This is a genomic window from Paenibacillus dendritiformis (assembly GCF_015845845.1).
Classification (GTDB): Bacteria; Bacillota; Bacilli; order Paenibacillales; family Paenibacillaceae; genus Paenibacillus_B; species Paenibacillus_B dendritiformis_C.
The window spans coordinates 1-9,663 of record NZ_LDIG01000207.1 but is presented as its reverse complement, the minus strand read 5'-3'; the positions used below and the strand labels follow the sequence as shown (position 1 = coordinate 9,663).

The window sequence follows — 9,663 nt, the reverse complement described above, 5'->3', positions numbered from 1 at the left end:
ATTTTACCAACTAATGGGAAATATAGGGGTTATCCGGTGTCTCCTAGCTCTTGAATGTCCACTTTGTAGCCTAACTGTTGAATTTTTCGTATCCAGAAGTCGACGTCTTTCTCTTTTTTCGGTAAATAATCCGGCCCCAGTTCCTCATAGGGGACACCGGTGAGCAGCATAATAAAGATGATTCGTAGTAACAGGTGAGCCAGCGCCATGTTTGCTTTTTTCGGCCCTCGTCGTTTGACCAGCCGGTAATAAAAAGCGGACAATCTCGTGTTTTTTGTTTTGGTAGCGGCCCAGGCTGCCTGACAAAGCACGGACTTTAGACCTTTATTCCCTTTACGGGTTCTCGTGCTCTTTTTTTTCCTGCGCTTTCGTTATTGCCTGGACTCAATCCTCCCCAAGAGGCGAGGTGCCCTTCCGAAGGAAAGACCGACATGTCGGGTCCAATTTCCGCAAGGATGCTCGCCGCGGCATCCTTATCAATCCCCGGTATGGTATCGAGCAGTTCGATTTCCTTCTGGTAAGGGTTCAGCAGTTCTTCGATCTCAGCTTCCAAAGCTGCAATTTCTTTTTCCAAATACTCTAGATGGTCGTAATGCCTGCGGATCATCTTGCGATGGTGGGCCCGCACTCGTCCGTTCAAGGCGTCAACCAACTGCGGTACTTTTTTCTTGACTTGGGTTTTGACCATAGTTTTCACGTCTTCCGGTGACAGAACAACGCCGTTCATAACTGATTCCAGTAAAGCGCGACCTGAAACACCAAATACATCGCTGATATAGGTGGTCAACTTGATGTTCCCGTCTTGAAGAATTTTGTGGATACGGTTCTTTTCCGCTGTCGCGTCGTTGACTAGCTTCCGGCGATACCGGGTGAGATCACGCAAATCCCTGATATCTTCTGGTGGCACGAAGCTGGCTTCTATCAACCCGCAACGTAGCAATTGTGCGATCCAGACGGCGTCTTTCATGTCTGTTTTTTTGCCCGGCACATTCTTGATCCGCTGCGGATTGGCCAAGATAAGTTCGAACGAGTCTTCCAGCAGGTTCCATACGGGCTTCCAATAAACGCCGGTACTCTCCATCGCGACATGCGTACATTTCTGTTCCAACAGCCAATCATGGAGTTTTAGCAATTCCTTGGTCGTTGTTCCAAACGTTTTGATTTCTTGCTGTGGTTTCTTGTTGAGTGGCCCTGCCAGTACACAGGCGACGACCGTTTCCTGATGCACATCCAACCCTGCGCACCGTTCCAAAATCGCATCCATTCCAGCTTCACTTCCTTGCTTTTGGATTCAGCAGAACATGCAGCAACGAGAAGTGTACTTTTGTACACGTGCTCAGGGCAACAATCGGCGGTGCTCAAAGCTGCAATAGGCCCGTTTTCTGTACGGGATGTGACTCACCAAAAAAAATTCGACCTTTGATCTGCCTATCTTTATTTGCTCAGAAGAACTTCAAAATTACAAGTCCCCATTTTCATCCATCGTGGTGGCCGTCAGGCCGTGGGGGTTTTCTGTGAAATTCGTGTATAATGAATCCAATTTTAATTGTTGACTCATCTCCTATTGCCAATCCGCATGCGAATCCGCTATAATGTCCTCTATAAGAAAACAAAAGTCTTTTTACGGAGGACTGCACATGGCAGAGCGATACTACTTGGTACGGGAAGATATTTTACCGGATGCGGTGGTCAAGACGGTACGGGCGAAGCAACTGCTCGCCGCGGGAGAGGTCAAGACCGTGCACGAGGCTGCGGAGCGGGTCGAGCTGAGCCGCAGCGCGTTCTATAAGTATAAAGACGGCATCTTTCCGCTGAACCAACTGGAGCGGGAGCGCATCGTGACGATTTCGCTGGATTTGGAGCACCGATCAGGGATCCTCTCGAAGGTGCTCAGCTCGGTGGCCGCGTTCGAGGGCAACGTGCTCACGATCCACCAGACGATTCCGCTGCAGGGCATGGCGAATGTGGTTCTTTCGGTGGAGACATCCCTTATTGCCGAACCGTTCGGCATGATGCTTGAGACGCTGCGCGACATTTCGGGCGTGAAGCGGGTACAGGTCATCGGGCAAGGATAAGGCGGGCCGCTTGCTAACGCAGGCAGCGAAGGCCGGACGCGAACCGATGGCCGCCGATATCATATTTCTTTTTTACACATAGACAGATTGCGTCAAAGCGAAGGGGAGGAACGAGATGAAGCCAATCAAAGTAGGACTATTGGGGCTGGGCACCGTAGGCACGGGTGTCGTTCGCATTGTTGAAGGCCATCAGGAGGATCTGGCGAGCCAGGTCGGATCGCCGATTCAGATCGGGAAGGTGCTCGTCAAAGATATGAGCAAGTCCCGCAGCATTCATGTGCCGGATCATTTGCTCACGGAAGATGCGCGGGATATTATCGACGATCCGGAGATTGACGTCGTCGTCGAAGTGATGGGCGGCATTGAGCCGACCAAGGAATATATTATGGAAGCATTGGATCGCGGCAAGCATGTCGTGACCGCGAACAAGGACCTGATTGCGCTCCACGGGCGGGAGATCAAGGCGAAGGCGAAGGAGAAGCGGTGCGATGTGTTCTACGAGGCCAGCGTCGCCGGCGGCATTCCAATCATCCGCACGCTGATGGAAGGCTTCTCTTCCGACCGGATTACGAAGATTATGGGGATCGTGAACGGGACGACCAACTATATTTTATCGAAAATGAGCCAGGAAGGGGCCGGCTATGAAGAGGTGCTGCAGGAAGCGCAGCAGCTCGGCTATGCTGAAGCCGATCCAACCTCGGATGTGGAAGGGCTGGACGCGGCGCGCAAGATGGCGATTCTCGCGACGCTCGGCTTCCATGCGGACGTCTCTCTGGAAGACGTGGAAGTGCGCGGCATCTCCCGGATTAAGAAGGAAGACATCGCTTTTGCGAAAAAATTGGGCTATGAAATGAAGCTGCTGGGCATCGCTGAACGGCAGGATGATCAGATCAGTGTCGTCGTCCAGCCGACCATGGTCAGCACGGGGCATCCGCTCGCTTCGGTGAACGGCGTGTTCAATGCGGTCTATGTGTACGGGGAAGCCGTAGGCGAGACGATGTTCTACGGCCCGGGCGCGGGCGAGATGCCGACGGCCACCTCGATCGTGGCGGATCTGGTCGCGGTCATCAAGAACATGAAGCTCGGCGTCAACGGACAGCGCGCCTTGACTCCGTACAAGGAGAAGAAGCTTAAATCCGACGAGCAGATTGCTTATAAAAACTTCATCCTGCTTCACGTTGAAGACAAGGCGGGAGTGCTTGCCCAAATTACGCAAGTGTTCGCCGAGTACGATGTGAGCCTCGATTCGGTCGTTCAGCAGCCGAATCCGAACAACCCGGATGCGGAAATTATCATTATTACGCATTACGCCAGCCGGGCGAGCATGAATAAGGTGTTTGAGCATTTCGAGCGTCTATCCGTCATCAAGTCGATTAAGAGCGCTTATCGGGTCGAAGGTTGAACGAGCAGCTCCGCATGAATCTGTTGAATCCATACGCAAAGAGGGGAAAAGGAAATGAGATATATGGGATTGCTGGAGACCTACAAGCGCTATTTGCCGGTTAACGAAAATACGCCCATGCTGACGCTGCAGGAAGGCAACACGCCGCTCATTCGGGCGGAGCGCCTGTCCGAGGAGCTCGGGCTGGATATGTATTTGAAATATGAAGGCTTGAATCCGACCGGATCCTTCAAGGATCGCGGGATGGTGATGGCCGTAGCGAAAGCGATGGAAGAAGGGAGCCGCACGATTATGTGCGCCTCGACCGGCAACACGTCCGCGGCCGCAGCCGCCTATGCCGCCCGGGGCGGCCTGAACTGCATCGTGCTGATCCCGAACAATAACATTGCGCTTGGCAAGCTGGCCCAAGCGATGATCTATGGGGCGAAGGTGATTGCGATCGAGGGGAACTTCGACCGGGCGCTGGAGATCGTACGCGAGATTACAGCCAAGCACCCGATTACCCTTGTCAATTCGGTCAACCCATACCGGATCGAGGGACAGAAGACAGCCGCCTTCGAGGTGTGCGATCAATTGGGAGCCGCGCCGGATGTGCTCGCCATTCCGGTCGGCAATGCGGGCAATATTTCCGCTTACTGGAAAGGGTTTAAGGAATATCATGCGGCAGGCCATACGGATCGGCTGCCGAAGATGGTCGGCTTCGAAGCGGAGGGCGCCATGGCGATTGTGAAGGGCGAGCCGATCCCGAACCCGGAAACATTGGCGACCGCCATTCGCATCGGCAACCCGGCAAGCTGGAAGACCGCTGTCGAGGCGGCCGGGCAATCCGGCGGCCAGATTAATTACGTGACCGACGATCAAATTATCGAAGCGTATCGGCTGCTGGCGGCAAGAGAAGGCGTCTTTGCCGAGCCGGCCTCGGCCGCCTCGGTGGCCGGCGTGCTGAAGCTGCACCGGGAGGGGTACTTCGCCGGAGGAGAATCGGTCGTATGCGTGCTGACCGGACATGGGCTCAAGGATCCGAACATCGCCATCCAGACGGCGGCGAAGGAGCCGCTCGTCGTCCCGGATACGGAGGACGCGGTCATGGCGGCGATTCGCCGGCTGGAGGGTGAACAATAATGTGGAAGGAAGAGGGCGTGCTCGTGCGCGTGCCTGCCAGCACGGCTAATCTTGGCCCGGGGTTCGATACGCTCGGCATGGCGCTCGAGCTTCATTTGTGGGTCGCGATGAAGCCGGCGGAGCAGATGCAGATTCGCCTTCACGGATCGGAGCTTCACGGTCTTCCTCTCGACGAGCGCAATCTGATCTACCGGACGGCTCAAGCGCTATTTCGGGAAGCGGGAGCAGAAGAGCGCCCGCTCGCTCTCGATGTCTACAGCGAGATCCCGCTGACGCGCGGGCTCGGCAGCAGCGCCTCTGCCTTGATCGCCGGGCTCGCCGCCGCGAATTGGCTCATCGGGCAGCCGTTGACGGATCAACGGCTGTTCGATATGGCGACGGCCATCGAACGCCATCCGGACAATGTAGGGGCCTCTCTGTACGGCGGAATTATCGCGGCCATGTGGGATGGCGAGCAAGCTCGCCATATTCGGCTCGATCCGCCGGCCGGTCTCGGAACGGTCGTGGCCGTTCCCCAGTTCGAGCTCGAGACGAAGAAGGCGCGGCATGTGCTGCCGGAGCGCATCGGCATGGCGGATGCGGTATATAATATAAGCCGCTCCTCCGTTCTCGTCGCTGCCTTGGCCAGCGGACGCACGGAGCTGCTGGCGGAAGCGATGCGGGATCGGCTTCATCAGCCGTACCGGGCATCGCTTATTCCGGGCATGCCGGGCATATTGGAGGAGGCGGTCCGGCATGGAGCGCTTGGCGTGGCGCTAAGCGGCGCGGGGCCGACGCTTCTCGCCTTCGTGGACAACCGGGACGAGCACGATTCATTGCAAGCCTATATGAAGCAAGCGCTTCGCGATCACGGGGTCGAGTCCCGAGTTATGCCGCTTGGCATAAGCGAGGAAGGAGCCGTGCTCTGCGGAGCATGGGACGATATGGCGGCGGTCGTCGCCGGACGTGCCGACTGTGCCGACTTATCACGATAGAAGGAGTTAACTTATTATGGCTAGAATTGCGCTTTTGCCTGAAGGTTCCGTGTCGCATGAGGCCGCGGTCCATCTCGTCGGGGAGCAGCATCAGTTTGATCACTATGCCTTGATATCGGACGTATTCCTGTCGACGGTTCAAGGCAAGACGGATTACAGCGTCATTCCGATCGAGAATACGATCGAGGGCTCGGTGAATCTGCATATGGATTGGATTGTCCATGAGGTGGACATTCCGTTCCAGGCGGAGTGGGTCTATCCGTCCATCCAAAATATTATCGGACGCCGCGCGGAAATCGAAGGCGACTGGTCCCGAGTCGTCAAGGTGATGTCTCACCCGGTCGCCATGGCGCAATGCATGAACTTCATCCGGACGTATCTGCCGCATGCCGAACTGGAGCATACGGGAAGCACCGCCGAAGCCGTTCATAAGGTCAAGCAGAATCCTGGCAGCGGCTGGGCGGCGATCGGCACCGCCTTGGGGGCCCGCACCCACGGTCTCGATGTACTGGCACCGGAAGTAACGGACCATAATAATAACTATACGAGGTTCGTCTTGGTCGGCAAGGAGCCGCTGAACCTGGAGCGTTCCGGCAAGCCGAAGACGACGATTCTGGTCATGCTCCCCGAGGATTACCCGGGTGCCCTTCACCAGGTGCTGTCCGCCTTTGCATGGCGGCGCATCAACTTGTCGCGGATCGAATCGCGTCCGACGAAGCGCCGGCTGGGCAACTATTATTTCTATATGGATATAGAAATGGGGTTGAACACGGTCCTGCTGCCTTCCGCGCTTGCGGAAATCGAAGCGATCGGGTGCCAGGTTCGCATCCTCGGATCTTATCCAAGCTATGCATTTGAACAAGCGGTACACAAGTAGGGCCATTATACGGAGGTGCTTTTCCCATGTCGCAATGGATATACTTGAACGGACAATATGTCACCAAAGAAAATGCAACGATTTCAGTATATGACCACGGTTTTTTGTACGGGGACGGGATATTTGAAGGCATCCGCGTCTATAGCGGCAATATATTTAAATGCCGCGAGCATCTGGAGCGGCTGTATGATTCGGCGAAATCGATCATGCTGGACATTCCGCTGACGCTGGAAGAGATGCAGGAGGCAATGGTGGAGACGATTCGGCGCAATGAGCTGCGTGACGGCTATATCCGGCTCATCGTCTCCCGCGGAGCCGGCAATCTTGGCCTCGATCCGCGTCGCTGTCCGAAGGCGAGTGTCATTATTATTGTCGAGCAGCTCGCCATTTATCCGGAGGAAGCTTACCGGAACGGGCTGCGCACCGTCTCCGTGTCCCAACGCCGCAATATACCGGACGCCTTGAATCCGAAGATCAAGTCGCTGAACTATTTGAACAATATTCTCGTCAAAATCCAGGCGAACCTGGCCGATGTCGGGGAAGCGATTATGTTGAATGCCCAGGGTTATGTCGCCGAAGGCTCCAGCGATAACATATTTATTATCAAAAAAGGCGTCGTCTACACCCCTCCATGCTACTTGGGGGCGTTGGAAGGCATTACGCGGGGCGCCATTATGGAATTGTGCGGCAAGCTGGGCTACACGCTCAAGGAAGAACCGTTCACTCTCCACGATGTGTATGTCGCGGATGAAGTGTTCTTCACGGGAACGGCTGCCGAAGTCATTGCCGTGCGTGAAGTTGACGGCCGCATCATTGGTTCCGGACAAGCCGGCCCGATGACGCTGAATCTTCTCAACCATTTCCGCGAGATCGTGACGCAGGACGGCGTCAAGGTATACGAATAGATGCCTGTCTAAGCTGCAGACAACTCCTCCCTGAACATCGGGGAGGTTTTTTTTGTATTAAGGGATGTCAAACGCCTATCATTTGCATAGGATGTAGTAATTGATCCTGGGGCAAGTGTCCCGAAGCATAGAGGATGATGAACGTTTGGGAGGTTACAACACGTGAAAATCCATATTGTCAAGAACGGCGAGTCGTTATATTCCATTTCACAAAAATATGATGTTCCATTAGAGGAATTAATCAAGATGAACCCGCAGTTAAAAGATCCGAATGAGATCGATGTCGGGATGAAGATTAAAGTCCCGTCCTCCAGCCACCCGCAAACCGGGCACGAAATTGTGCATAAGCATGTGGTCAAGGAAGGGGATACGTTGTGGAAGCTGTCGAAGGCATGGGGCGTTCCTTTGCAAGAGATGATTGAAGCGAATCCGCAATTGAAAAATCCCAATGTTCTCGTGATCGGGCAAGTGGTCAATATTCCGAAGGTATCGGGAATGACGCCGCCTTCATCGGATGGTAACCCGATGCATCACGGCAAAGGCCAGATGACGGCACCGAAGTCCAAGGAAGAACTGACCGCGCCGAAGCCGAAACCGGAAGTGACGAAGCCGAAGGTCGAGATTACGCTGCCGAAGTATGAGCTCGAATTTGAAATGGAAAAAGTGGAGTATTACAAGCCGGAAAAACCGAAGCATGAATATCCGATTTGTCCTCCTGCGCCAATGTTGCCGATTCCGGCCCCGCCGGTACTGGAATGCCCGGAGCCTCCCGCCATACTTCCTTACATGGAAGAAAAGCCTAAGCCATTTTACTCCTGCTGCCCTGAACCGTATGCTCCGGTCAAAGATATGTCTTGCGGGTGCGGAGAACCCTACTACCATCATCCATTCGCCCAGTATCCGGTACCGGCTGCAGAGGTTGTCGCCCCTTCGGCGGTGCCGCCGGTCTATGCCGGTTGCGCGCCTTGGGAGGCGTCTCCTGTCATGCAGCCGCCGCATGGTTGCGGAGGCGGTTACCCGCTGATGCCGTATTCGCATTCATCGGCGCAGCCTGTATTTGTGTCTCCAGCCGCAATGGGGGATCCGGCTCCGGCCGAATGGCCGTCTTCCATGCCGGGGCATTACGATATGTCCGGGCACGGGAAATGGTATCCGCATTATGGAATGAGCGAACACGGAAAATGGAACCCTCATCACGGAATGGGCGGATACGAGGAATGGAATCCTCATCACGGAATGACCGGAGATGGGGAATGGCATTCTCATGCCAGCCATATGTATCCGGGGATGTTCCAGACTCCGGGATATCCAACCTATATATCGCCGGAAGCGGGCTGGCATAAGCCAGAACCATACTGGGGCATGCCCCAACACCAATGGAAGAAGGATGGTTGGGAAAAAGGCAAGACATGCGATTGCGGCGGTTACCCGCGCGAAGAGGAGCTTGAAGCGGAGACGGCCACTGCTTCTTCCGCCGAGACGAATGGCGAGCCGGAAGAAAGAAACGAGAATTCGAACGATAAGGAGAAGAGAGCGACGATTCGCAGCGCTTCCGGGAAGAAGAATCCTCGCGGCGCGCAGAAGGCCAAAGCCCCGAACAGGAAGCTGCGTTCGCAAGGAATGCCGTGGATTAGCGGCTAACAGACAGCTGCTTAACAGCAACAGGTAGTATCCCCTGTTCTATAAGAGAATAGACGGGTGGATATTACCTGTTGTTGTGGCGTACACGTATAAGCCAACCCGGATTGAGCTTTCCCCAGATGTTCATTTTCAAGCTGTCGTAAAGCGGAGAAAAAATAATAGATTTAGGGGTTGCTTTTCTATTAAGAGCGTGATATATTTATATTCCTGTCTTCGACAGAGCGGCATCAGCCGTCTGAAGCGAAAAAAGAATTTTGAAAAAATGCTTGACGCTGAATCGAAGATATGATATATTATAAAAGTCGCCGCTGAACGGCGGTGAAGAAAAGAAAGCAACTTACTGATGAGGTTGGTTGCCGGATTGTTCTTTGAAAACTGAACAACGAGTGATGTTTGTGCAAGAGGTCAAATGACCTCGTCAGCAATACATGAGCAAGTCAAACTTAACTTTTATGGAGAGTTTGATCCTGGCTCAGGACGAACGCTGGCGGCGTGCCTAATACATGCAAGTCGAGCGGAGCGGATGGAGTGCTTGCACTCCTGATGCTTAGCGGCGGACGGGTGAGTAATACGTAGGTAACCTGCCCTTAAGACCGGGATAACTCACGGAAACGTGGGCTAATACCGGATAGGCGATTTCCTCGCATGAGGGAGTCGGGAAAGGCGG

General features: G+C 54.5%; 7 protein-coding genes, 1 rRNA gene and 1 pseudogene. 8 read left to right on the top strand and 1 reads right to left on the bottom strand.

The window, feature by feature from the left end:
- Positions 1 to 29: 29 nt before the first annotated feature.
- Positions 30 to 1,264: pseudogene (locus tag ABD76_RS21240) on the bottom strand (IS110 family RNA-guided transposase).
- Between the two features lie 373 nt (positions 1,265 to 1,637).
- Between ABD76_RS21240 and ABD76_RS21235 the strand changes: the two are divergent.
- From ABD76_RS21235 to ABD76_RS21200, 8 genes are all read left to right on the top strand, one after another.
- The gene (locus ABD76_RS21235; protein WP_006676703.1) at positions 1,638 to 2,075 is read left to right on the top strand and encodes an ACT domain-containing protein; all 438 of its coding nucleotides are present in this window, start codon (positions 1,638 to 1,640) and stop codon (positions 2,073 to 2,075) included.
- Positions 2,076 to 2,190: 115 nt separating this feature from the next.
- Positions 2,191 to 3,477, top strand: coding sequence for a homoserine dehydrogenase (locus ABD76_RS21230; protein WP_197259106.1), 1,287 nt, complete (start codon positions 2,191 to 2,193; stop codon positions 3,475 to 3,477).
- Positions 3,478 to 3,531: 54 nt separating this feature from the next.
- Positions 3,532 to 4,599 carry a threonine synthase gene (thrC, locus tag ABD76_RS21225; protein WP_197259105.1) on the top strand — a complete coding sequence of 356 codons (1,068 nt, stop codon included), beginning with the start codon at positions 3,532 to 3,534 and terminating at the stop codon, positions 4,597 to 4,599.
- The gene (gene thrB / locus ABD76_RS21220; RefSeq protein WP_197259104.1) at positions 4,599 to 5,573 is read left to right on the top strand and encodes a homoserine kinase; all 975 of its coding nucleotides are present in this window, start codon (positions 4,599 to 4,601) and stop codon (positions 5,571 to 5,573) included. Before thrC ends, thrB begins: the two co-directional genes overlap by 1 nt.
- A gap of 16 nt (positions 5,574 to 5,589) precedes the next feature.
- Positions 5,590 to 6,450, top strand: coding sequence for a prephenate dehydratase (pheA, locus tag ABD76_RS21215; RefSeq protein ID WP_197259103.1), 861 nt, complete (start codon positions 5,590 to 5,592; stop codon positions 6,448 to 6,450).
- A gap of 26 nt (positions 6,451 to 6,476) precedes the next feature.
- Positions 6,477 to 7,355, top strand: a complete 879-nt coding sequence (gene ilvE / locus ABD76_RS21210; protein WP_197259102.1) for a branched-chain-amino-acid transaminase — start codon at positions 6,477 to 6,479, stop codon at positions 7,353 to 7,355.
- A gap of 162 nt (positions 7,356 to 7,517) precedes the next feature.
- Positions 7,518 to 8,996, top strand: coding sequence for a LysM peptidoglycan-binding domain-containing protein (locus ABD76_RS21205; protein ID WP_197259101.1), 1,479 nt, complete (start codon positions 7,518 to 7,520; stop codon positions 8,994 to 8,996).
- Positions 8,997 to 9,445: 449 nt separating this feature from the next.
- Positions 9,446 to 9,663: ribosomal RNA gene (locus ABD76_RS21200) — 16S ribosomal RNA — on the top strand; the annotation flags it as partial.